23 protein-coding genes are annotated in these 24059 nt (G+C 47.4%); 16 read left to right on the forward strand and 7 right to left on the reverse strand.

The annotated features are described in order from the left end of the window. The first annotated feature begins 559 nt into the window (after positions 1–559). Positions 560–2896: a rhamnogalacturonan lyase gene (locus F0220_RS05380; protein ID WP_149846885.1), complete on the forward strand. Its 2337-nt coding sequence runs from the start codon at positions 560–562 to the stop codon at positions 2894–2896. Between the two features lie 223 nt (positions 2897–3119). Here F0220_RS05380 and F0220_RS05385 read toward each other — a convergent pair whose 3' ends face one another. Beyond that, the gene (locus tag F0220_RS05385; RefSeq protein ID WP_149846326.1) at positions 3120–3746 is read right to left on the reverse strand and encodes a histidine phosphatase family protein; all 627 of its coding nucleotides are present in this window, start codon (positions 3744–3746) and stop codon (positions 3120–3122) included. A gap of 180 nt (positions 3747–3926) precedes the next feature. Here F0220_RS05385 and F0220_RS05390 point away from each other — a divergent pair, with 180 nt between their 5' ends. Beyond that, entirely contained in the window at positions 3927–4940 is a 1014-nt protein-coding gene (locus F0220_RS05390) for an AraC family transcriptional regulator (protein ID WP_149846327.1), read from the forward strand. A gap of 135 nt (positions 4941–5075) precedes the next feature. Further along, positions 5076–6581, forward strand: coding sequence for an alpha-glucosidase/alpha-galactosidase (locus F0220_RS05395; protein WP_149846328.1), 1506 nt, complete (start codon positions 5076–5078; stop codon positions 6579–6581). A gap of 154 nt (positions 6582–6735) precedes the next feature. Here F0220_RS05395 and F0220_RS32390 read toward each other — a convergent pair whose 3' ends face one another. Then, a complete protein-coding gene (locus tag F0220_RS32390; RefSeq protein ID WP_188310521.1) occupies positions 6736–6894 on the reverse strand; it encodes a hypothetical protein in 159 nt (52 codons plus the stop codon). Positions 6895–6974: 80 nt separating this feature from the next. Between F0220_RS32390 and F0220_RS05400 the strand changes: the two genes are divergently transcribed. From F0220_RS05400 to F0220_RS05425, 6 genes are all read left to right on the forward strand, one after another. Then, positions 6975–7334 (forward strand): PadR family transcriptional regulator, encoded by a 360-nt coding sequence (locus tag F0220_RS05400; protein ID WP_149846329.1) that lies wholly within the window; start codon positions 6975–6977, stop codon positions 7332–7334. Continuing rightward, the gene (locus F0220_RS05405) at positions 7331–8026 is read left to right on the forward strand and encodes a permease prefix domain 1-containing protein (RefSeq protein ID WP_149846330.1); all 696 of its coding nucleotides are present in this window, start codon (positions 7331–7333) and stop codon (positions 8024–8026) included. Before F0220_RS05400 ends, F0220_RS05405 begins: the two co-directional genes overlap by 4 nt. Beyond that, the gene (locus tag F0220_RS05410) at positions 8023–8580 is read left to right on the forward strand and encodes a DUF4825 domain-containing protein (RefSeq protein ID WP_149846331.1); all 558 of its coding nucleotides are present in this window, start codon (positions 8023–8025) and stop codon (positions 8578–8580) included. The genes F0220_RS05405 and F0220_RS05410 overlap by 4 nt, the downstream gene beginning before the upstream one ends. A 130-nt stretch (positions 8581–8710) precedes the next feature. Continuing rightward, complete coding sequence (locus tag F0220_RS05415) at positions 8711–9481, forward strand: amino acid ABC transporter substrate-binding protein (RefSeq protein ID WP_036672520.1); 771 nt, start codon at positions 8711–8713, stop codon at positions 9479–9481. A 112-nt stretch (positions 9482–9593) separates the two neighbouring features. Next, a complete protein-coding gene (locus tag F0220_RS05420; RefSeq protein WP_149846333.1) occupies positions 9594–10253 on the forward strand; it encodes an amino acid ABC transporter permease in 660 nt (219 codons plus the stop codon). 33 nt (positions 10254–10286) lie between these two features. Beyond that, positions 10287–11042, forward strand: a complete 756-nt coding sequence (locus F0220_RS05425; protein WP_149846334.1) for an amino acid ABC transporter ATP-binding protein — start codon at positions 10287–10289, stop codon at positions 11040–11042. A gap of 84 nt (positions 11043–11126) precedes the next feature. On the opposite strand, the gene F0220_RS05430 is transcribed toward F0220_RS05425, so the two are convergent. Beyond that, the gene (locus F0220_RS05430; RefSeq protein WP_091015752.1) at positions 11127–11339 is read right to left on the reverse strand and encodes a hypothetical protein; all 213 of its coding nucleotides are present in this window, start codon (positions 11337–11339) and stop codon (positions 11127–11129) included. 158 nt (positions 11340–11497) lie between these two features. Here F0220_RS05430 and F0220_RS05435 point away from each other — a divergent pair, with 158 nt between their 5' ends. Then, positions 11498–11839: a DUF4190 domain-containing protein gene (locus F0220_RS05435; RefSeq protein WP_149846335.1), complete on the forward strand. Its 342-nt coding sequence runs from the start codon at positions 11498–11500 to the stop codon at positions 11837–11839. 129 nt (positions 11840–11968) lie between these two features. Here the strand turns inward: F0220_RS05435 and F0220_RS05440 are convergent, their stop codons facing one another. From F0220_RS05440 to F0220_RS05455, 4 genes are all read right to left on the reverse strand, one after another. Next, positions 11969–14155, reverse strand: a complete 2187-nt coding sequence (locus F0220_RS05440; protein WP_149846886.1) for a YhgE/Pip family protein — start codon at positions 14153–14155, stop codon at positions 11969–11971. Between the two features lie 77 nt (positions 14156–14232). Further along, entirely contained in the window at positions 14233–14811 is a 579-nt protein-coding gene (locus tag F0220_RS05445; RefSeq protein ID WP_149846336.1) for a TetR/AcrR family transcriptional regulator, read from the reverse strand. A gap of 314 nt (positions 14812–15125) precedes the next feature. Continuing rightward, complete coding sequence (locus F0220_RS05450) at positions 15126–15605, reverse strand: hypothetical protein (protein WP_149846337.1); 480 nt, start codon at positions 15603–15605, stop codon at positions 15126–15128. Between the two features lie 324 nt (positions 15606–15929). Continuing rightward, complete coding sequence (locus F0220_RS05455) at positions 15930–17666, reverse strand: methyl-accepting chemotaxis protein (RefSeq protein WP_149846887.1); 1737 nt, start codon at positions 17664–17666, stop codon at positions 15930–15932. A gap of 582 nt (positions 17667–18248) precedes the next feature. Between F0220_RS05455 and F0220_RS05460 the strand changes: the two genes are divergently transcribed. The 6 genes from F0220_RS05460 to F0220_RS05485 are packed head-to-tail and all read left to right on the forward strand — an operon-like array spanning position 18249 to position 24042. Beyond that, entirely contained in the window at positions 18249–18458 is a 210-nt protein-coding gene (locus F0220_RS05460; RefSeq protein ID WP_091015745.1) for a tautomerase family protein, read from the forward strand. A 56-nt stretch (positions 18459–18514) separates the two neighbouring features. Continuing rightward, complete coding sequence (locus F0220_RS05465) at positions 18515–19432, forward strand: ABC transporter permease (protein ID WP_197997778.1); 918 nt, start codon at positions 18515–18517, stop codon at positions 19430–19432. 12 nt (positions 19433–19444) lie between these two features. Then, positions 19445–20323 (forward strand): carbohydrate ABC transporter permease, encoded by an 879-nt coding sequence (locus F0220_RS05470; protein WP_149846339.1) that lies wholly within the window; start codon positions 19445–19447, stop codon positions 20321–20323. Positions 20324–20365: 42 nt separating this feature from the next. After that, a complete protein-coding gene (locus F0220_RS05475; protein WP_149846340.1) occupies positions 20366–21403 on the forward strand; it encodes a response regulator transcription factor in 1038 nt (345 codons plus the stop codon). Further along, positions 21400–23238: a cache domain-containing sensor histidine kinase gene (locus F0220_RS05480; RefSeq protein WP_149846341.1), complete on the forward strand. Its 1839-nt coding sequence runs from the start codon at positions 21400–21402 to the stop codon at positions 23236–23238. Before F0220_RS05475 ends, F0220_RS05480 begins: the two co-directional genes overlap by 4 nt. A 36-nt stretch (positions 23239–23274) precedes the next feature. Continuing rightward, positions 23275–24042 carry an SDR family NAD(P)-dependent oxidoreductase gene (locus F0220_RS05485; protein ID WP_149846342.1) on the forward strand — a complete coding sequence of 256 codons (768 nt, stop codon included), beginning with the start codon at positions 23275–23277 and terminating at the stop codon, positions 24040–24042. The last annotated feature ends 17 nt before the right edge of the window (positions 24043–24059 follow it).

The following is a 24059-nucleotide window of genomic DNA, read 5'->3' on the forward strand; positions in this document are numbered from 1 at the left end:
AATTTGGGTGGATTTTGCCCCGTTTAGACCCGATTTGGTCCAAATAAGGTTGCTGAGATTCGTTAGGATTCGTTGTTGGAGTTTAACGCCCCAATAGGGTGTGTGAGACTCGTTAGAAAAAACTTGGCGGTGAGCTTAAATCACCCTTCCGACCGAAGCGTCATCGGGTTGATTTTCCAAATGACTCCTAAAAACACTGATTATTAATCGTTTTGGACGGATATTTGCCTAGGGTATGGCAGGCAGGATGTCTATAATAGAACCCGATGGGCGGGATCTCCTCGCTCCGATTGGAAAGAGAATGGAAGGGGGACGGCACTCTGGTAGTCGGGCAAGCTGATTTCTCTTTTTTAATTTTGTAAGCGTAATCATTACGGGCGGGTATCGTCCGTCGAAGAAGAAGGTCTGTGTGGATTAACGAACGTCCAATCATCATCAATGTGTATATGCGTCACCTATTCTGTCTCAAGGAGCGTGAAGGTGGATGAACTCAGGAACAACAACGCCGGTACATAAAGGATCGGTGTCAGGTCGGCAATCCGGTCGCAGGAAGGCTCGTATGCCACTTGCAGCCAAGGTGCTCTCTTCGGCACTTAGCGTAGCTTTGCTCATTGGAGGAACAGCTGGCGTTACGGGAGCGGAAGCTTCGAACGGTAATGGGGCGACAGAGGCTGGCCTGCAATCACATAAGGGGGGCAGTCACATGAAAGAGATTCAACTGGAATATCTGGATCGAGGTCTGGTGGCTGCTTCGACATCTGAAGGTGTGTTTCTCAGCTGGAGATTGCTGGGTGATGAGGCTACAGGGTATAGCGACAAAGGGCTGACAGGTACGGACTTTAACGTCTATCGTGATGGCAAAAAGATCGCTACCGTCACCGACAGCACCAACTATGTAGATGCAACGGGCAAATCGTCTTCCCGTTATGAAGTGGCAGCGGTGAACAAGAAGGGCAAGGAGAGCAAACGCAGTGCATCCGTCAAACCTTGGGCGAACGGGTATGTGGATATTCCACTGCAAAAACCTGCTGATGGCGTGACGCCGGCCGGAGAAGCCTATACGTATTCCGCCAATGACATGAGCGTGGGGGATGTGGACGGGGATGGTCAATATGAGTTTTTCGTCAAATGGGACCCTTCCAACGCCAAGGACGTATCGCAAAAAGGATACACCGGTAAAACCTACATTGATGCTTACACCTTGGACGGACAGTTGCTGTACCGAATCGATCTTGGGGTCAACATCCGTGCAGGTGCTCATTATACACAGATGCTTGTTTACGATTTTGACGGGGATGGCAAGGCTGAGATGATGTTCAAGACTGCTCCGGGCACGAAAATAATCCAATATAACAAAAAAGGAAAAGTGACATCCGAGAAGTATATCACCTTACCGAAGGAAGACCGCAAGGCAGGCGTGAAGAACGAGGATGATTATCGTTTAAGTGCTGACGGTTACTACGATCACGTGGTGGATATGTTCAGAAACTGGCATAAACACGAAGAGGTTGTGAAGGGCAACTGTCCTGCGACATTGGAAGAGGCTTTCGGAATGGAGAAAAAGTATAACTATCCATTATCTCAGCAGGATGCCGAGAGCCTGGCCGACTACTTCATTGATGTCTATGCGGTAGAACGCAGCAACCGAAATGAGTTGCGTAAGTTTGAGGGTTTTATCGTGGACGGACCGGAGTACGTTACGGTATTTGAAGGGAAATCAGGTAAAGAGCTGGAAACCATTCCCTATGAACCTGAGCGTCATGATGACGGTCTGATGTGGGGCGATTATGCGATGGCACGGATCGAACCCGGGAATCGGGTAGACCGTTTCCTGGCAGGCGTGGCGTATCTGGACGGCAAGAAACCGTCTGCAATCTTTGCACGCGGATACTATACACGTTCGACGATGGTTGCCTACAATTGGGACGGCAAGAAGCTGAAAAAGGAATGGAAAGTGGACAGCGGCTGGACGCCGATGAAGAACCCATTCAATGACGGACCACACGGCGTAGATGGTACAGATCCGCAGTATGGTTCCATCACAACTCAGGGTGCGCACTATTTCAGTGTGGCGGATGTGGATGGAGACGGCAAACAGGAGATCATCTATGGCTCCGCTACAATTGATCATGACGGCAGCGTGTTGTACAGCTCCACAGACCTGATGCCAGCCGAAAGTGCTGCCCCGGGAACGATTGCCCGTCTGGGTCATGGAGATGCACTTCATGTGGCAGATATCGACCCGGATCGTCCGGGACTTGAGATATTCATGGTTCACGAGGGTGGTCCGTGGGCGCCATATGGCTACTCCTTAAGGGATGCGAAGACCGGAGAAGTAATCTATGGCGGATACACAGGGAAAGATACGGGACGCGGCATGGTGGGTGATGTTGATCCAACCCGTCGCGGTCTGGAGACATGGGCTGTAGGCTTGTGGACAGCACAGGGGCAGAAAATCAGTGATCAAGCACCGGGGACGAATATGAATATCCGTTGGTCTGGTGATATGACGACACAGATCGTAGATGGTGCGATTGATGTTACCCCAACCATCAAAGACTGGAATCGTGGCACGTTGCTGACGGCAACAGGCACATTGACCAACAATCACACCAAAGGTACACCTTCTCTCGTAGCTGATATTTTCGGGGATTGGCGGGAAGAGATGCTGGTGAGAACCACGGACAGCTCAGCGATCCGTATCTATCTGAGTACCGAGAAGACAGACCGCAAGCTGTATACGTTGATGCATGATGCGATGTATCGCGTGGGCATTGCCGGACAGAACAGTGGATACAACCAGCCTTCCTATCCGTCCTTCTACATGGCATCGGATATCGACTGGTCGAAGGTAACGCTACCTAAGTTCTACACGCCAGGTAAGGGCGGAAAATAAACAGGCCGGATCCGCAATAGTAAGAAAGCGTAAAACTCGATCAGATTTGTAACGTAAAGAAGCGACGTCAATGCTTACGAGTAGGCACTAAAGCATTTTGAAGTGCTCTATAGCTCTGGAGTCTCCCATGTGTCTCGGCACATGGAGGCTTCAGAGCTTTTTTACATGAGGATCTGAGGGAGTTGGGGATAGAGCCTGGTATGTTCCCGGCAATCATGTTACGTCATTCTTGTGCATCCGTTAATTCTAGATGTTCGGTTGAAGCGAACGCTTCAATGGTGTAGTTTCCTTGATCATGGATTAGTGTGGTGATAGAGCACTCAGGGATCAATTGGTTCTGCATAGCTATAAAATCGGAATGCAAGACGTTAAGCTCGCGCTCGGTAAAGGTTTGCACCAGAAAATCAGTAATGAGTCCTCCATGTGCAACCACAATAATGTTACTGTTCTCCTGCTCTTCATTAGCCAATTCGGTCAGGAGGGAGGCCAGACGTTCACCTGCCTGTTTGGCCGAGTCTCCCACGGGTGGAATGTAAACGGGGTCAGATGTGCATCGATCCCACATCGCAATGAATTCTTCGAATGATTGATCGGGACAATCTCCCCAATTGGCACGTTCACGCAGGCGAGGATCTTCGGTTATATGGGCATGGGTATGGCGGGCAATCATATTTGCAGTTTCTTGGGCACGCCGAAGTGGGCTGGTAAGAATTTTAGTAACAGTAAGGGCAACTCTGGCAAAATGAAGTGCTGTGGCTTCGGCTTGTAACGCCCCTTCGGAAGTGAGGGGGACATCACCGATTCGTCGTTCTTTGAGGCCGTGCCTCACCAGATGAAAGGTGGTACTCATAATTGGAAACCTCCATAAGTAAAAATAGTTCAAACAAATCATTAGATGAAAAACTAATTATATATTTGTCTAATTATAAAATACAATCATCATTTGAGTCAGGACGTTTATATCCAACCTACATAATTGTTACAATGGAGAAAAGTGAGGATCGATCGTTGAAGGACTGGAGGTATAGACATGAGCATCTCGAAACGCTGGACAGGAAGCCTGTATCAGGAGGCATTACGAACAGAGGATTGCGGGCCGCGTTTTTACGCGTATTATTACAAGCAATGGGACAACTACCGTATGTCCTATCACCATCATGATTCCACGGAGATCATGTATATTATTTCGGGAATGTGCCGGGTGGATGTGCAGATGCCGGATGGGAGTTCGGAACAGGCTGTTCTGAAAAAGGGGCAGTTCATTATGCTCGATGCTGGCGTCCCGCACCGTTTACTGGTGGAAGATGGCGTGCCTTGCCGGATGCTCAATGTGGAATTTGGATTCTCAGGCTCACCTCCCGGACAGCTATCCATCCGTCAGCTCGCGCTGGAGGAGGAAGAAGTTCACACTCTACTCACTAATGCTTCGCCATATCTGGTACTGCCTGATCCGGAAGAGGTGTACCACATTATGAAAAGTCTAGTGCTGGAACTCGATCAGCGTGGTCTGTTGGAGCAGGGAAGATCGTCTGTCCCAATAGGCGTTATTCCCAGAGAGGACCGTGCACAACATCGCGAAGCCCGAAATCTGTCATCCCCGGAACAGGGAATGTTGGTGCGTACGTTGTTTATCCAGTTGCTGGTCCGTGTTGCGCGTCTGCGCGGAGAAATGAGCCGGAGCGCTCCAGATCAGGCGGAGCTGTATGTCAAACGAACCATTGAATTCATGCATCACAATATGGATCGCAACATTCAGATGAAGGATATCGCGGCAGCAGTTAATCTCCATCCAGGCTATTTGCATCGCATTTTCCGTCAGCACACGAAGCGCACACCTACCGACTACCTGACGATGCTTCGAATGGAGAAGGCCAAGATGCTGCTTCAGCAGACGAATATTCCGATTTCGGAGATCTCCGACTATGTTGGGGTAGGCAGTCGTCAGTATTTTCATATGTTGTTCAAGAAGACGACGGGCATGACTCCGGTCGAATTTCGCTCCTCTATGGAACGACATGTCAGTCAGTACCCGACGAATGAATAAGTTAGGATTTTTGACAACAGGGACTTGAACAGGTCATGATTTTGATAACGCTTCCCCTATTGGCGTTGGTACAATGATTTCATGAAGAGAGTCATTAACCGAAGCGAAAGATTCGGATTAGGGGAGGACATAGACATGACGTTTAAAGTGGCGTTTATCGGGGCAGGAAGTATTGGATTTACACGGGGATTGCTAAGGGATTTGCTGACGGTACCAGAGTTTAACAACATTGAAATTGCATTCTGTGATATTAACCAGCACAATCTCGATATGGTGACTGAGCTATGTCAGCGGGATATCCGTGAGAATGGATTGAATATTCAGATTCAGCCGACAACGGATCGGAAAGAAGCGTTGAAAGATGCGAAGTACGTACTGTGTACGATTCGTGTTGGGGGACTGGAAGCTTTTGCAACAGATGTGGATATTCCACTGAAATACGGGGTAGACCAATGTGTCGGCGATACGCTGTGTGCAGGTGGCATTATGTATGGACAACGCGGAATCGCTGAGATGTTGGATATCTGTAAAGATATTCGTGAACATAGCGCACCTGACGTGCTGCTCTTGAACTATTCCAATCCGATGGCGATGCTCACATGGGCCTGCAATAAGTATGGCGGTGTGCGGACGATCGGACTGTGTCATGGGGTACAACATGGTCATCATCAGATTGCTGAAGCTTTTGGATTGAAAAAGAGTGAAGTGGATATTGTCTGTGCCGGCATCAACCATCAGACTTGGTATATTCAGGCTTCTCATGAAGGTAAAGATCTTACAGGTGATCTGCTCGAAGCTTTTGAGAAACATCCAGAGTACAGCCGTACCGAAAAAGTACGGATCGATATGCTGCGCCGCTTCGGATACTACAGTACGGAATCGAATGGTCACCTGAGTGAATATGTGCCGTGGTACCGCAAACGTCCGGAAGAGATCAACGAATGGATCGACCTGGGCAACTGGATCAATGGAGAGACAGGTGGCTATCTGCGGGTATGTACGGAGGGGCGCAACTGGTTCGAGACTGATTTTCCTAATTGGATGAAGGATGAACCGATGCAATTCATTCCGGAAAAACGGGGCGAGGAGCATGGTTCCTATATTATCGAAGGGCTGGAGACGGGACGTGTCTATCGTGGACATTTCAATACCGTTAATAATGGAGTCATCTCGAACCTGCCAGATGATGCGATTATTGAAGCACCGGGATATGTGGATCGCAACGGCATTTCCATGCCGCATGTAGGCGATTTGCCACTGGGACCAGCCGCGGTATGTAATGTGAGCATTTCCGTGCAACGGCTTGCGGTTGAAGCTGCTGTGAACGGAGACGACCAATTACTTCGTCAGGCGTTCATGATGGACCCGCTCGTGGGTGCCGTATGTAACCCAAAAGAGATCTGGCAGATGGTCGACGAAATGCTGGTTGCACAGGCTCAGTGGTTGCCGCAGTATGGTGAAGCTATTGTAGCCGCTGAAGCAAGGCTGGCTGCTGGCAATCTGATTCCGACGAAGTCGTATGAAGGGGCTGCACGTCTTAAAGTAAAAACCGTTGAAGAAATGCAACAGGATCGGGATGCTGCCAACAAAAACGCAGGTGAATCCGATAAAGGCAAAGATCGTGAGAAAGTACAGCAGTAGGTAAAAATATGTAGGGCCTCTCCAAATGGAGGGGCCCTGTTTGTTTTTATTTTTTTTCGACACCACGGATAACAAAGGCAAAAGAAGTATCACCCAAGGAAACCCGCGAATTTTGAGGGGATATCCACCGGGCAAAGACTCCATAATAATGAGTTCATTTTTCCAGTTCCAACTGGAATGGACCTTCTCGCAAAGAGATGGGACGTGCCTTCCCATTTACATACTCGACCAGAGTGAACTCGTCAGGTGGTACATTTGTATCCAGATGAAAAGCAAGTGAGGAATATTGCTCGATTTGAAGTATCTTTACCATGCGTTACATATTACCTTTACAGACATAGTAATATGTCTTATAGTATACGCAGGATGGAAGAAAGTCGGTGAAACTCACAGATGGATGTGCAAGTGATTAACAGTGATCTGATTCGGGGCAATATTGACCCCATCATTCTCAGTGTACTTATACCCGCAGATAACTATGGCTACAGCATCATTAAGGAAATCTATCGCAAGAGCGGAGAACAGTTTGAACTGAAGGAACCCACGCTTTATTCCAGTTTGAAGAGGCTGGAGAAGAGTGGATATGTGGAGTCCTACTGGGGGGGAGAGACACAGGGAGGACGACGCAAATATTACCGAATTACAGTGCAAGGCCTCGAAGCCTATAGAGAGCAGGTTCAAGCTTGGCAGGCAGCCAAGGCACTGATTGATTGCATGATTGTCACTGGAGAAAAAGGAGATGAAGACCTATGAGATTGGAAGCTCGCATCAACCGTCATGTGAATCGTCTGTTCGCTCACGGACCAGATACATTGGACAATCGAGAATTAAAAGAAGAAATTCACAGTAATCTCGCTGCGCGGATTGACGATTATATCTCGCAGGGGATGACTGAAGAGAAGGCGTTCCAGACTGCCATTCAGCATATCGCTGGTATGGATCAAGTGATGAGTGGCCATCGAAGGGTACAACGTGTTCCTTACTGGACAGCGTTGTTGCAGTCTGCTCTGATTTATAGCCTTATAGCCTGGATCATAACCATTCCAACGAGAGTGGTGATGCAAGGCTCCGCCATAAACAACCTGCTTATGCTCGTGAGCCTCCTTGTTGGGGGGGCATATGTATTGTATATGTTGACCAACAGGACGAATGATCCAGCAACTTCAGTGCAAACCACAGTGATTCGAACCCATGCCTTCATGCAGTGGAATCGCAGAATTTGGTGGTTGTGGGCGGTGTTCATGATTGTACTATGGGGAACGCAGGCGGCGTTGCGATTTGGAAGCAACATCTGGTTTAATCGACCCATTCAAGTGGATGGACCTTATCAGTTTGCTGTGATGGCGATTGCCTTTGCTATCCCGTTACTGAGCGTTATTATTCCTTTGGTAGTGCATCGTGCGTATCGGATCATTAGCAAATATGAAGTGAGTGATGTGTCATGAGAGGGAAAAATATATGGATTATTGCACTCATTGTTCTCGGTGTGGTTGGCCTCGTGTTCGTTGAGGGGTTCGTTAATCCGAGGAACGAGGCAAAGCAGAATCGATATGAAGCAGAACAGCAAAATCCGCTGACGCATGATTTTACCGCCTTAGCCAAATATCGCAGTCCCTATATGGGTGATAATTCAAACCTTAGTCATCTGAATCAGGCTTTACCATTACGTGAAAGATTGAATGGTTACCAACTGTACCCGGAGACGTTCACGGCTCAAGTGAATTATAGCTTGAATACGCATGAGATGGATGCAGAGGAACTTGAGCGGATACTGGTATATAATGCGATTGCTAACTTTGTGATGATCGATAATCTGGAGCAGGTCGTCTACCAGTTAGAGAATACAAGCCATATCTTACGTCGTGAAGCCGCCCAACAATGGACAGGTAGGGAATTAAAGGAGCTTCAGAACCCGGAATTATGGAATTCGATTGTACGCGACAAGCTGGTGGAACCGGTACAAGTGAAAGAAGCTTTTTCACAAATTGTTGACAATTAAGTTACATGAAATAGAAGGAAATAGGCAAGAGACTCGACTCTTCTTCCATGCTATGTTATTATAAATCTCTGATAACGTGGTAACGAACTAAAGCGTTTGGGTTTTGGTTATAGACATGGAGGGGTTCAAGTTGAGAAAAAAAGCGATTCTACTATTATTCATTAGTATATGTGTATTGATTGTGGCTGGTTGTTCCAGTTCCGCAAGCAAAGACGATAACACGATTGTTGTAGGGATTGACGATAAGTTTGCTCCAATGGGCTTCCGGGACGAGCAGAATGAAATTGTTGGTTTTGATATTGATTACGCACGAGCTGCAGCGGAGAAAATGGGTAAAGAAATTACATTCCAACCAATCGACTGGTCTTCCAAAGAGTCAGAGCTGAACAGTGGCCGGATCGATATGATCTGGAACGGGTACACCATTACGGATGAGCGTAAAGAGAAAGTGCTCTTCACGAAGCCGTATTTGGAAAATAGTCAGGTCGCGATTACCTTGGCAGACTCGCCAATTACAAAGCTGGATGAACTCGATGGTAAAAATGTGGGATTACAGGCATTGTCCTCGGCGGCAGATGCACTGGCAGCTAGTCCCCTGAAGGATAAAGTAAAAGCTTCCGAATTTAAGGATAACGTGCTTGCACTGACGGATCTGAAGACAAAACGTCTGGATGCGGTCATCATTGATGAAGTGGTAGCGAGATACTACATGTCCAAAGAAGAGGGAACATTTAAACTGCTGGATGAATCTCTTGCACCGGAACAATATGGCATTGGTATCAAAAAAGGCAATGAAGAGCTTCTGAATCAGCTGCAAAAAGCGCTGGATGAGCTGAATGCAGATGGAACAGCAGCTAAGATCTCCACTCAATGGTTGGGTGAAGACAAGGTTCTGAAATAGGCAGGTTACACACCTGATATATAGTTAGAAACAAAACGGACCCCGTATTCCACGCTGGAGCGATTTATGCTTCGGAGGAATGCGGGGTTAACAGATTAGAGGAGACAAAACAATGAGTTGGGATTATCTATCGACCATTTTAAAACCGATGCTAGAGGGTGCGCAGACCACCATTTTCATGTTCTTGCTCGCGATCGTGTTATCCGTGCCGCTTGGATTTGCGGTCACGCTTGCGATGAGAAGCCAGATTAAACTACTGGCATGGATTGCCCATACGTATGTATATGTGATGCGAGGAACACCGCTACTGCTCCAAATTCTATTCTTCTGCTTCGGTTTACCGTTGCTGCCGGTGATTGGAGAGTATCTGGTGTTTGATCGCTTTGTAGCAGCGGGGATTGCGTTCATCCTGAACTATGCGGCGTACTTCGCTGAAATCTTCAGGGGCGGACTGCTTTCCATTGATAAAGGTCAACATGAGGCAGCGAAGGTACTGGGGTTAACAAAGTGGCAAACGATGACTAAAGTCATTATTCCTCAGATGATTCGTGTAGTATTGCCTGCAACGGCCAATGAGTCCATTACGCTCATCAAGGATACGGCACTGCTCTATGCCGTGGCTGTACCTGAGCTGTTGTATTACGCCCAAGCGGCGGTAAATCGCGACTTGCAGCTGATCCCTTTCTTCGTGGCAGCGGTTATGTATCTACTCATGACACTCGTGCTCACGGTGCTGTTCAAGGCACTGGAGAAGCGGTTTTCATTTGAATAAATTAAATCTGATCAATCAAAGGACTGTCTGCTTATGACACATATAATAGAAGTAAATCAGTTGAGAAAATCATTCGGTACACTTGATGTGCTGAAACAGGTATCCTTCAACGTGGAACCAGGCGAAGTAATTGCCGTCATCGGGCCTTCGGGCTCGGGGAAAAGTACGATGCTGCGCAGCCTGATTCATCTGGAGGATATTTCGGGCGGAACAATTCGTATTCAGGATCAGACGTTGGTTGATAATGGCCGTTACGCGGGTGCCGCAGATATTCGCAAGATGACGGATCGCATGGGCATGGTGTTCCAGCATTTCAACTTGTTCCCGCATCTGACTGTACAAGCTAATCTGGAACTCGCACCAAAGACGTTGAAAAAAGAAAGCTTGGCAATCATCCGGAATCGCAGTCTGGAATTACTCGGCAAAGTAGGGCTGTCGGACAAGGCTGACGCGTATCCAGCCAATCTGTCCGGTGGACAGAAACAACGTGTAGCTATTGCCCGCGCACTCATGATGCAGCCCGACATTCTCCTGTTTGATGAGCCGACGTCGGCACTCGATCCCGAACTGACGGGAGAGGTGCTGCGTGTCATCAAACAGCTTGCGCAGGAGAACATGACCATGATGATCGTCACGCATGAGATGGGCTTTGCCCGTGACGTTGCGGATCGTGTATTTTTCATGGATAACGGGGAGATTGCAGAGGCGGGACCGCCAGAACAGATCTTCGGCAATCCAAAGCTTGCGCGTACCCGGACATTTTTGCAGCGGGTGGAAGTGGAAGGATAAAAGGCATTCCAATCTAAGAAATATATAAAGAACGCAATCCTATGAGTAATAAGGGATTGCGTTCTTTTTTTTGAAAGTAATAGCTTATGTCCACAGGTATATGTTCCAGATCATCAATACCAGGGTCAACACGATATAAGTTACTACATTCCAATGTGTTCGAACTCGATAAGTGGTATAACTCATGATTCCAAACATAACAATACTAAAACATAATACAGCCACATTATTCCGATAAAAAGCAATAAGTACAAGCATCACAATCATAAGTATATTCATGACTTTATCGATTTTCATCGTAGTGATCCCCCAAAGATATTCAGAAAAGTATTACGACTATAATAATATCTATATGTTAGAGGTATTCTTGATTTATATCATCACACGGATAAAGGGGTTCTTACATTCATATCCTTGAAGTACAATCTATAAGTAAAGAACAGGGAGGATTTACCTTGGAACATCGCGAAAATGATGTAGATCGTTATTATAACGACACATTGCCACCACCGCCTTATGTAGTACCAAAGACCAATAGTAAGTCGATTGTATCACTTGTTTTGGGGATTCTGTCCGTCACGATTCCTTACGTGGGAATTTTAATCGGAATCGCCGCGATTATATTTGCATCTTTGGCCTTCAAAGAGATCAGAGTTCGCATGGAGCAAGGCAGAGGATTAGCCATTGCTGGACTTGTTTGTGGAATAATCGGTACGGCGATGTATGTATTACTTATTGCATTCGTGCTATTGTTTACTTTCGCTGTCACAGGCTTTGATATGTACTCTACATACTAGAAATATTGAAGTTAGCAAACCTAGATTGTATCTCTAACTAAAAAAGCAAAGGCGTACCTTAGCCAACACCTCTGTTGTCCAGAAGAGTGTGTGGCATCGGTACACGCCTTTGCTTTTTATATTCCTTTTTTACAGGTGAATTGCGACTTCACTGCTGACGTTTTCGTTCTCCGTGGTCCGGTGCATCAGGAAGTACGTTAAAGTTCCTGCCAGACCCATTAGAGCGAAGATGCAGAGAATACCGATCTGATCCCAAGCCACGCCGAACTGTCCGCTTGAGATAACTGCTTTATAACCTGTTACCGAATAGGTCATAGGCAGCCATGGATTAAACACCTTCAACCAGTTTGGAATCAGTTCGAGCGGGAAAGTGCCCGCACTGGTGGTGAGCTGGAAGATCAGCATCAGAATGGCGAGGAATCGTCCCGGATTTTCCAGCCAAGTCACCAAAGCCTGAATGATGTACATGAAGCTTAGACTGGTCACAAAGCTGAACAAGAGGAACAACGGAACGCTCTGAACTTCCAGACCCAAGCTGTACAATACGAGCCATGAAGCAAGCAGGGATTGCACAGCACTCATGAGTGTGAAAGCCAGCGTTTTGCTCACAAAACGATTCCAGCCACTTGCCTCGCTAACCGTGCTGCCGCGAGTTGGCACAACCAAAGTGGCAATCAATGCCCCGACAAACAGCCCCAGTGACAGGAAGTATGGCGAGAATCCTGTACCATAATTGGGTACCTCATTATATTTATGCTCATCGACCTGAACAGGCTCTGCATACATGGTTACCAGTTCATCGGTCTTTTTCACACTAGCCGTCTGCTCAGCCGCTTCATTGAGCTTAGTGGCAAGTTCGCCAGAGCCGTCGGTTAATTTGAGCGTACCCTCTTTTAACTGACCTGCACCGTCATCCAGCTTATGTGAGCCATCTGCAAGGGTTGTGATTCCATCTGTAAGTTGGCTTACACCCGCAACCAACTTGCCTGCACCCGCATTCAATTGACCTGAACCGTCCGCAAGTTTGGCTCCTCCAGACGCTGCTTCGGATAATTTGGAATTGAATTGCTGTAGTCCCGTCGCAAGCTTTTCATGTCCGGCGGATAATTGCGTGGCACCTTGTACGAGTTGTTGTTCACCCTGTACCAACTGGCTGCTGCCTTGATGCAGTTGCTGCTGTGCAGCGTACAGGTTTTGACTGCCTGCGACCAATTGTTGCCCGCCCTGATACACCTGCTCGCTACCAGCGGCAACTGCCTGACTTGCTGCCAGGAGCTGCTTCATAGCTGGACTTGCGGCCAGTTCTGGACTCGCTTCGGCTAATTGGGCAAGACCTTGCGCAACCGCTTTTGCCCCCTCGCTAACTTTGCCACTGCCCACAACAGAACTTTGCAGCCCAGCAGTCAGCTTTGCGCTGCCTTCCTCGGAAGCCGCCAATCCAGCATCTAGCTTAGCTGCGCCTTCTTGAGCAGATTGAATGCCAGCCTGTAGCTGTTTGCCGCCAGTTTCAGCCTGGGTTGCTCCATCACTCAGCTTCGTACCTGCTGCTGCGAGTTGGGACAGCCCACTGGAAAGGGCACTCGCGCCCGTATGAAGATCACGTGTGCCTTGGGCGAGAGTGGACGCACCTTCTTTTAACGGAACTATGCCGGTTTCCAGCTTGTCGGTGCCAGCGGCCAGTTTGGACAGGTTCTCTTTTAATGTAGCAGTACCGTCATCCAGCTTGATCGCACCATCATGAATCTGACCTGCGCCATCCCCTGCATCCGCCAAACCGCCAGAGATTTTTTCGATCTGATCCAATAACGTTTCGGTATACGATTCTGTGACTTTGGCAGCGACTTTGGAGCGAATTTGTTTGACCGCCGTGCCACCAATCTGACCTGCGAGGAAGTTGTATCCTTCATTGGGTTCGTAGATCAGGTCGGCCGGCTCGGGGTGCTCATCCATCAGGGTTGTTGCTTTGGTGGAAAAGTCCTCCGGAATCACAATCGTCATATAATACATGTTGTCTTGCATGCCTTGTTCTGCTTGTTCACGAGTCACGAATTGCCAGTCGAAATCATCACTTTTTTTCAATTCATCGACGAGATTCTGACCGACCTCCAGTGATTTGTCATTGTAGACTGCGCCCTGATCCGTGTTGACCACGGCTACAGGTAATTCATTCATTTTGCCATAGGGGTCCCAGAATGCATTCAGGAACAGGCCACTATACAATACCGGAATGAACAGTACAACGAGAATCGGAATAAATACTTTTGGTTTCTTGAAGGCGGACTTCAGATCCTGCCCAAATACGTGGAATGATTTCATCATGTTCTCTCCCTATCCTTACGCTAATCCGTTTGTTCTATCTCTATTAAGTTGTGAATCTATTGGCATGCCTTTCTCTAGGTGGGGGATAAGCCATTCTTGAGAAAGAGGCCCACAAAATCCTTGATCTGATCTTTGTGCAACGTAGGATGCGCTTTGTTCCAATCTGAGGTTAAGGTGACATACAGCTTCAGCAGGACAAAAGAAACCAACTTGGGATCATCCCTCCGAATCTGCTCTAACTCCATGGCACGGCTGACCTGACGCTCCAAATATTCGAGAATGGCTGTCTCCACTTGCTGCAAACCTTCCTTGGCTTGCGGAGTACCGAACTCGTTAACCTCCTGAAAGAGCTTGATCAACAGCTCATGTTCCTCCCGGTACTCCAGCAGAGAGTCCATGCTCATATGCACGTTATCCAGAAAGGAGTTCTCTTCCTTCACCGTCTGCTCTGTAATCTGTCTCATATCCGCAATGATCGAGCGCAGAATCTCGCTGAACAGTTCTTCTTTATTTTCGAAAAAAGTATAGATCGTTCCCTTGCCCACATTGGCAAGTCTCGCAACCTGCTCCATCGTTGTGGCCTTGTAGCCAAACAAGGCAAAGGATTTCTCGGCAGAATCCATCACCTGTTGCCTTCGATCTATCGTTTTCATGGTATATTCACCTCCTTATAGGTTGAAATGAGAAACGGTAAGGTAAATTCTTCACTGACCATTTTACTATTATGGTCAGTTGGTCGTTTATAACTGTAGCACTTGGACAAGGCAGGTGGATGTGATCATTGTCATAATAAAAGCTTGTAGAGGGAGAGAGGACATCTTACCAGATTCCTCGCATTAAAAAAGATGGTACGTGACTAAGAAACTAGTCACTATACCATCTTTTGTTTGTAATTAGTAATGTAGGAATACATTTTAGTAAATCAACCCTTTTAATCAGGCAGACAGGTAAAAAATGATTCTTAATGTTATTGTCCTCCTGTGTTAGTAGCCCATACAGGATACCATCCTTTAGCTATATTCTTTGTGTTGTACAGAACTAAATTCCCATCATTTTGCATGATTAGCAGGTCGCCCACAAGATTTTCAGGCACATTTCCCGGGCCATACCACGTATTGGCCCACGCCTGATTATCGGATGTCCAGTAGGGGGTATTGCTATAGTCGGTCAATTTCAATCTACCGTTGTATTGATCTATTATTAGCATATTTATTCTTAGATCTTTGATATTGGTATTCCATAACAGAGTTTTATTGCGCACATTTCTTAACTCAAGAACTCCAAAGCCATTTAGTCCCATTATATATGTATTGTTGTTCGAGACTAACCGCTCTGCAGTGTGCATGGTGTCAGAAACAGTAAGTCTTTCTTGAAAAGCAAATGTTGTTGAGGAAAAAGGGAGAAGTAGTAGGAACATAGCTAAACTGAGCAAAAATGTCTTTTTCATGATATCCTCTTTTCTGGTTTTATTTGCTAAATGTAGAGTAACTATATCATAGTAAAGTTTTAAAATATATTATTATTTCCATAAATAAAAATAAATTGAATTTATAGAAAATGAAACTTTCAACTCATGCTCTGCGTCAAAAATCTAAGAGCCAGAATCCAGCAATTATGAAATACTGTCTGTTAAATGATACCGAGAAGTATAAAACTAGAACCTACCCACCTACCCTGGTAACAACAAAAAAACCAAGGCTTTGAGTGAAGTCACTCATGAGCCTTGGTTTTTTTACTGTGTCTTATTACTTATATATATATCCTACTAATTCTATTCTGCGCGTACTTTAAAGAATGAGATCAGTTCTTGCAGTTGCTCGGATACAACCGAGAGCTCATCGGAGGCACTCACAATGGCTGCCATGGAGGCTTCCTGCTCATCAATGGACTGCTCAATTTGTTTACTGCTGCTTGCTGCCTTGCTGACATTGGCAGACAGTTCATCGGCCGTGGCAGACATTTCCTGTGTGCTTGCCGAGATCTCTTCCGTAGAACTGGAGATATCCTGAATCTGATTTGCAACTTTATTCGTAGCAGTCAGAATATTCTCGAAGAATACGCCAGTCTCTTGGGTAACTTCCAAGCCTTTGGTAACTTCCTTGGAACCCAACTGCATCGCCTCGGAAGACTGCATGATATCCCGTTGAATTTCTTCAATCAACTGTCGAATTTGCTTCGCTGATTCCTGTGATTGCTCTGCCAGGTTACGTACCTCCCCTGCAACCACCGCAAAACCTCTTCCTTCTTCACCTGCGCGGGCCGCCTCGATCGAAGCGTTAAGTGCAAGCAAGTTGGTTTGTCCAGCAATCTCCGTAATCACGTTAACAATGTTGCTAATCTGATTCGAGTTATTCTCCAAAGACTGAATCGAGTTTGACGTATTTTGCACCGCACCGGAGATCAGGCGCATCTGTTCAATGACTTGTTGCATCACCACATTACCTGTGCTGGAGCGCTGCTCCATGCTAAGTGCTTCATCTGCCACATCGGCTGAGCTGCTGGCGATCGTCTGCACTACCGTTGACATCTCTGTCATGGCACGTGCGTTCTCCACAGTGGCTTTGTCTTGTGACACCAGTCCAGTAGATATTTCTCGAATATTGGTGCTGATGGATTGAATGTTCACATTATTTTTCTCGGAAATGCCCAGTAATTGCTTGGAAGATTCCGAGAGGTGATGTGAAGTATTCTGTACTTTATAGATGGTTGTATTGAAGCGATGGATCATCGCATTAAACTTCTCATTGATGATACCCAGATCATCTCGCCCGGTATCGATGGTTACGTCCAGATTACCCGTGCTGACTTCTTCGATACCTTTCATCAGATTGCGGATCGGAAGCAACGTTCTTTTCAGCAAAATGAATTGCAACACCATAAACAGGATCAGGAAACCGATCAGGAACATCAAACCGTACGTAAGCAGTTTGTTCAGACCTTTTGGAACGGCGCTTGCATCTACATCGAAGTAAAGAGCGGCGTACATGGAGCCATCTGCGTTATTAATCGGATAGATCAGAGTAGTCCAAGTTCCGTAGTCATCGGTGTAGAAATCACTGAAGGCCGGCTTTCCGTCCTTTTTCATCTGTTCCAGCACCACAACGTTATTCTGAGGCAGTGGGTACATGGCACCTGCGGGCAGATTGTCTTGCTCGAATGGTTCCAACAGGTTCGTTGGAATCGCGATGATGGACGTTCCGTTTCCTTGCTCGAGTTCTGAACCAAAAATGTACGCTTGCGCGATGTTTGGATAGAATTCATGGATGGAATCGAGATAAGTTTTCATTTCCAGCTGTACAGGACCGGCGTAGCTTTTTTCCTTAGCTGCTTCTGCCACTTTGGCAGTGTCGAGATCATCGTACCATTTCTGGGTGATGACGGTAGCCTGGTCGTGCAACTGTTCAACCAAGATATTTTTTTGCAATTGATACGCGGCAGTAATCAGGATTACACCGATCAACATGATGCTGCCAAATGAAATCACCAAATTTTTGATAAAGAAAGGCATGGTACTCCAGCGAAGCTTATTAAACAAGATGGTTCACTCCTTCTACAAATATGAAAATGCACTATACCTGGATGGGATGCTATACGCTATGTAATCTAACGAATATTTAGTGGGAAAATGCTATCGTACAACTTCTATAATTCTGATTTTTGCTGTGGTTACGTGACATTCTCTCATGCTTCAGTGTGCTTTTTGCATTGTTACAAGTTCTACTTCACTTATAGGACCCCCAGGTAAGTTACTTCGTAGAATATATCGTTATAAAGTCATATTAACATTAGCTTTTGGAGCAAAAATGGTTCTAAGGTACTGGTTCTGTGGGCGTGTTTTTCACTTTCGATCTTTATTATTACGTTTGTTAATGCAAGGTTCTAGTGAGATAGATGAAATTAATTACTATATATCCCAAAAATATTATGTTCTAAGAGGTCCCCATTCGTAAGGGGGCTTTTTGAGCTTGCTTGTCATGACCTAAAGAAAACACAAGTGAACGAAAAGACAGTCCATTGTTGCCCTTTCGCAGGAACGCTAAGATGAAGTTGTTAAGCGTTTACATCACGTAATGAAGGGAGCTTAAATCGGATGCCAGAAATTACGATCAGATTGTATGAAGGCAGGACGGATGAGCAAAAGCAGGAGATAGTGGAGGTGTTCACACGTGAGCTCTCGCGTATTATCGACCGTGAGCCGGATTACATTTCCATCGAATTCAATGAAATCCCATGGGACGAGAACGTTCCTGATAACTTGAGAAGTGCGCAATCACAGAAGCAGGGAGGGGAGAAGACGTGAAGCCGACAGATATCGTGCCACCAAGCCGGGGGGCAACCGGACTTCACTCGTCTGGTCTGGGCGTTCGGCTCGGAGATGCGGGACGTTATCTGTGGCGATACCGGATACTATATCTGCTCTCCTTACCGGGTATCCTGTATTTTTTCCTCTTCAAATATGTACCTTTATTCGGTTCAGTGATTGCCTTTCAGAACTACAACATTTTCAAAGGCATCACCGGCAGTGATTGGGTAGGGTTGGAGCATTTCCAGAAGATGTTCAGCCATTATGACTTTTTGCGAATTCTCAATAATACACTTCTGCTCGGACTATATGATCTGGTGATTGCATTCCCGGTACCGATCTTACTGGCCATTCTGCTAAATGAAGTACGGATGATTGTGTTTAAACGGTTGCTGCAAACGATTGTATACATGCCTCACTTTCTATCCTGGGTTGTTATTAGCGGGATCTTCATGGGCATTTTCTCGATGGACGCCGGGGTGGTAAACAAGGCACTTGGGTTTCTGGGGATGCAACCAATCTACTTCCTTGGAGAAGACTCGTACATTCGTTCCATTTTGATTGGTTCCGGCATCTGGCGTGACTCTGGGTATGGAACGATTATTTTCCTGGCAGCCATTGCGGGCATCAATCCCGATCTGTATGAGGCGGCAGAGGTGGACGGAGCTGGGCGTTTGAAGCAAATATGGTCGATTACCCTTCCATCCTTGCTGCCAACGATTATGATTTTGTTGTTGCTGCACATCGGAAAGTTCCTCGATCTGGGTTTTGAGCGTGTGTTTGTGTTCCTGAATCCGCTCAATCTGGAATCTGGTGAAATTCTGGATACGTATATCTACAAAGCTGGACTTCTTTCACAGCAATACAGTTATACAACGGCCATCGGATTGTTCAAGTCGGTCGTGGGCTTGATGCTTATTCTACTCGGTAACTTTTTCAGCAAAAAAACAACCGGCGAAAGCCTGTATTAGGAGGCGAGATGGATGCGTACCCCCAGTGTCCGTTACCGTATATTTCGCATTGGCAATCTCGTTTTTCTTACGCTGCTCTCGTTGACGATGATTCTGCCTTTCATTAATGTGCTGGCCCAATCACTTAGCAGCTCGGAAGCGATCATGGGCGGAAAGGTTAGCTTCTGGCCTGTAGCTTTTACATGGATCAATTACGAATATGTATTCGGCGATGCTGCCTTCTGGCGGGCCTTTGCGGTATCGGTTGGGGTAACGTTAGTCGGTACGCTGGTCAATCTCGCCGCAACCGCATCACTCGCGTATCCCGTGTCCCGTCCAGAGTACAAGGGTCGCTCTCTTGTTGTCATGTTTGTCCTGGTGACCGTCGTATTCTCGGCGCCGCTCATTCCGAACTTTATCCTGATGAAGGAGCTGCATCTGGTCAACAATCCACTGGTGCTGATTGTGCCAGGAGCGATTAACGCCTTTAACTTTTTCGTCATGCGTTCATTCTTCTCCCAGCTACCGGGTGAATTGATCGATGCCGCCCGCATCGATGGCTGTGGGGAGTTTGGCATCATCTGGCGTATCGTCATCCCATTGTCCAAACCGGCCATGGCATCACTCGGCATTTTCTATGCGGTAGGCCACTGGAATACCTATTCCACCGCCCTGTATTATCTGAATGATCCAGCCTGGTGGCCGATCCAGGTAACACTCAAGAAGCTATTTGAGAGTGACGATATTTCCGTCGATCCGGGTTCTGCCGTCTATAGCACCCTTGCACATACATCGCCGGAAGGCATCAAAATGGCGACCATCATCATCGCCACCTTGCCAATCATTATCATATACCCTTTCCTGCAAAAGCATTTTGTAAAAGGAATCATGGTCGGCTCCGTCAAATCTTAACTACAAGCAGCATACAGATCTGACGGAAACGGGGGAATGGCGATGTTCAGAATCTTGATTACGGACGATGAACCGATGATTCGGATGGGTCTGGCGAAGATGATTGAGCAAGCAGGACTGTTTGATTGTGAGATTCGGCAGGCGGCGCATGGGGAAGAGGCTCTTCAGGTGGTGAAGGACTTTCGGCCACACATCCTGTTCACGGATATTCGCATGCCAACGATGGATGGCATTGAGTTGTGTCGACGTTTATCCGAGCAAGGCAGTACGATGCGCATTATTGTAGTCTCCGGTTATTCAGACTTTGAATATGCAAGAGCCTGTATGGATTATGGGGTAAAACGATATCTGCTCAAACCAGTGGGACGACAGGAGCTTCATGAACTGTTGCTCAAATTGCTGGCATCCGAAGAGGATAAACCTACGGTATCCCTTGTACCCGTGAGGGAGCTGAATGATTGGGCCATGCGTCTGGAAGAGGCTATATGGGAGTTAAGGCAATCCGATGTGACGGAACTGCTCGCAGCATGGTCGAATCGTTATCCGGCATATGCCCTGATGCCTGAGCAGACAGCGGAGCTTTTTCAGGAATTGCTGGAATTGATTGTAGCCAGAATGAACGCCCGTGGCAACGGAACGATGAGTACGTCCAGTGAGATAATTGTAAGCGCTTCCTCAAAAGAGTGCTTCGAGGCTCTGGGCAACGAAATCCAGACGTTGATGAATAGGATCAAGGAAAAGCGGAGTGGCAAGCGCAAGCATCCGGTGGAAGAAGCAAAGGCTTATCTGGAGCAGCATTTGCGCCGGGAAGTTTCACTGGACGAGATTGCTTCCAAGCTTGGACTGAACTCATCCTACTTCAGCCAACTGTTTAAACAGACGACAGGTCAGACCTTTATCCAATACCGGATACGCAGCAAAATGGAACTGGCCAAACGCATGCTGGAACAACCGGGCAACCGGATTACGGATATATCCTACGAAGTGGGGTATGCGGATCATCCCCATTTTACCAAGACATTCAAGAAAATTACCGGACTGACCCCGTCCGAATATCGCAGTAAGTTGGGCATTGAATGATGAAGCGAAGCCTGTCGATCCGCTTGTTCTTTCATTTTGCCATCGTAATTACGTTGTCGCTGTCTGCCATTGGCTTGTTTACCTATACCTATGCTTCAACTGAGATGAACGATCAGCTGGGGGACAACATCGCGCAAACGATGCGTAATACGGCGTACCAGACCGATTTGTATTTGCAAAATTATGATCGCGCGACCTACTCCATCCTCTCGAACGGAAGTGTGAAGCACTTCCTCGATATGAATTCGGAGGATAGTTATGCCTATTACGAGTATAGCCGTCAGATTAAAAGGAACGTGTTCCCGCCTGTTTTTATGTTATATCCACAGATCAAGTTTCTGTATGTTATCGGGGAGAACGGGCGGGTTGTCATCGATGACAACCAGAATTCAGCGGGCATACCCGATATCGATGCTGCCCAGCAGTATAAGGAGCTGCTCGCTGCAACCCCTGCGAATGGCGAATCGACGTTGCTCACCCGCAGTATTCGCAGTGGACAGAGTTCGAATGTCATTACGATTGCACGCCGGATCAGGGGGATATCCTCCTACACACCAAACGGAGTGCTGGCGATGGAAGTGAATGTGCTGGAGCTTGACAACATCTGGGGAGAACTCGATCTCGGTCAAGGGGGATATCAGTATGTGATGGATCAGAACGGAAATGTCATCTACCTTCCTGGGGTCGAGGAGGCGCAAACCGTGATGTCATCCGGCACCGTGGACAGACTTATGCACATGGAGGCAGGGTCACTGGAACAGAACACGGATGGCACCAAACGGCTGTTTATATCGGAACTGTCTGCCTATTCGGGCTGGCGCTTTGTCGCTTCCGTACCGCTGTCGGAGCTTCAAAGGCCGATTGCAACGATTCGCTCAGCTACATTATGGGTTGGTGCAGGAACCTTGCTCGCTGCGCTTGTTGTGGCGTATCGGATCGGAGCATCTCAAGTGGAACCCATTCGGGTGCTGATGAACGGAATGAGACAGACGGAGAAGGGAATCTGGAACAAAGTGGAGATGAAGGAAAGGCGTGATGAGATCGGCGTGCTGATCCGCAGCTATAATCTGATGGTCAGCCGTCTGTCGGACATGATTGAGAGTGTATACGAGTCGGAGCTGCGCCGCCAGAAGTCGGAAATTGAGCTACAGCAGGAGGCGTTGGAACGACACCGTGCGGAATTTCAGGCGCTCCAGTTGCAGATCAATCCACATTTTCTCTACAACACGCTGGAGACGATCAAATGTTATGCCGTTGTACAGGACTCCGAAGAAATTGCACAGATGGTGGAATCGATGGCCCACATGCTCCGTTATTCCATTCAGACCAATCTGGAGGAAATTACGGTGGCCAATGAGTTGAAGCATGTGCTCGCCTACCTTTCCATCATGAAACATCGCATGGATCGGGAGCTTGAAGTGGAGGTCATCATTGCACCGGATCTGTTGCTGGAAAAAATGGTTCGTCTCACCCTCCAGCCCCTGGTGGAGAATGTGCTGCAACATGCGTTTCCACAGGGCATGGAACCGGGTCATTATATCCGCATCGATGCTCGGCGCCTGGAAGATCGCTTCCTTGTGATCGTGCAGGATAACGGCATGGGCATGAACGATGAACGCCTGAAGAAGCTGCGTGACCGTCTGGAATTGAATCGTCTGGCAGGGGAAGATTCCGATGATGTCTACCATCGTGGAGGCATTGGTCTTATGAATGTCCATCGACGGATTCAACTGGTATTTGGAGAAACGTATGGCTTGATGATTGAGAGTGAGCGGGGCTTGGGAACGACCATTACGATGGCGCTTCCGGCCGATCAGCACAGCAAGCGGATTTAATGTAATTGAAACCAATAACAGGGAGGAAGATCAAACATGAATATTAACTTGCAGAACAAAATTGCGTTGGTAACAGGTTCGAGTGGAGGGATTGGCGCTGCTATTGCCGGGTCATTGGCTCATTGTGGGGCGAAGGTGGCTGTGAATGGTCTGCATAATATGGAGCGGGCGGAGGAGGTCGTGGCAGCGATTCGGGATGCTGGTGGTGAAGCGGCGGCATTTCAGGCCGATGTGACCGATATGGATGCCATAGAATCGATGGTTGGGGATATCACGCTTCGTTTCGGCGGTCCAATTGACCTGTTGATCAATAATGCGGGGCATCTGGTGGAGCGGAGCCCTATTGAAACGATGAGCGAGGAGCTTTACAGCCGGATTATGGATGTCAATCTGAAGAGCGCCGTATTTGTCTCCAAAGCGGTCATTCCTGGCATGAAGGCGGCTGGAGGCGGACGAATTATCAATCTGACCTCGGTGGCGGCTCATAATGGTGGGGGGCCGGGTGCAGCTATTTACGCAGCCTCCAAGGCGGCTGTCATTGCGTTAACCAAAGGGCTTGCCAAAGAACTGGCTCCTGGGGGGATTACGGTTAATGCCCTTTCACCGGGCTTCATTGGACAGACGGCATTCCATGCTACGTTCACCTCGGCAGAAGGCCGGACTTCTGCAGTAGGCAGCATCCCGCTTGGACGGGAAGGGACTCCCGATGATGTTGCAGGAGCGGCGTTGTACCTGTGTTCTGACCTGGGGGCTTTTATCACCGGAGAGACGATAGAAATCAATGGCGGAATGTACATGCGTTGAGGCTACAACATTGCGAT

This window comes from Paenibacillus sp. 37, assembly GCF_008386395.1.
In the GTDB taxonomy this organism is placed as follows: domain Bacteria; phylum Bacillota; class Bacilli; order Paenibacillales; family Paenibacillaceae; genus Paenibacillus; species Paenibacillus amylolyticus_B.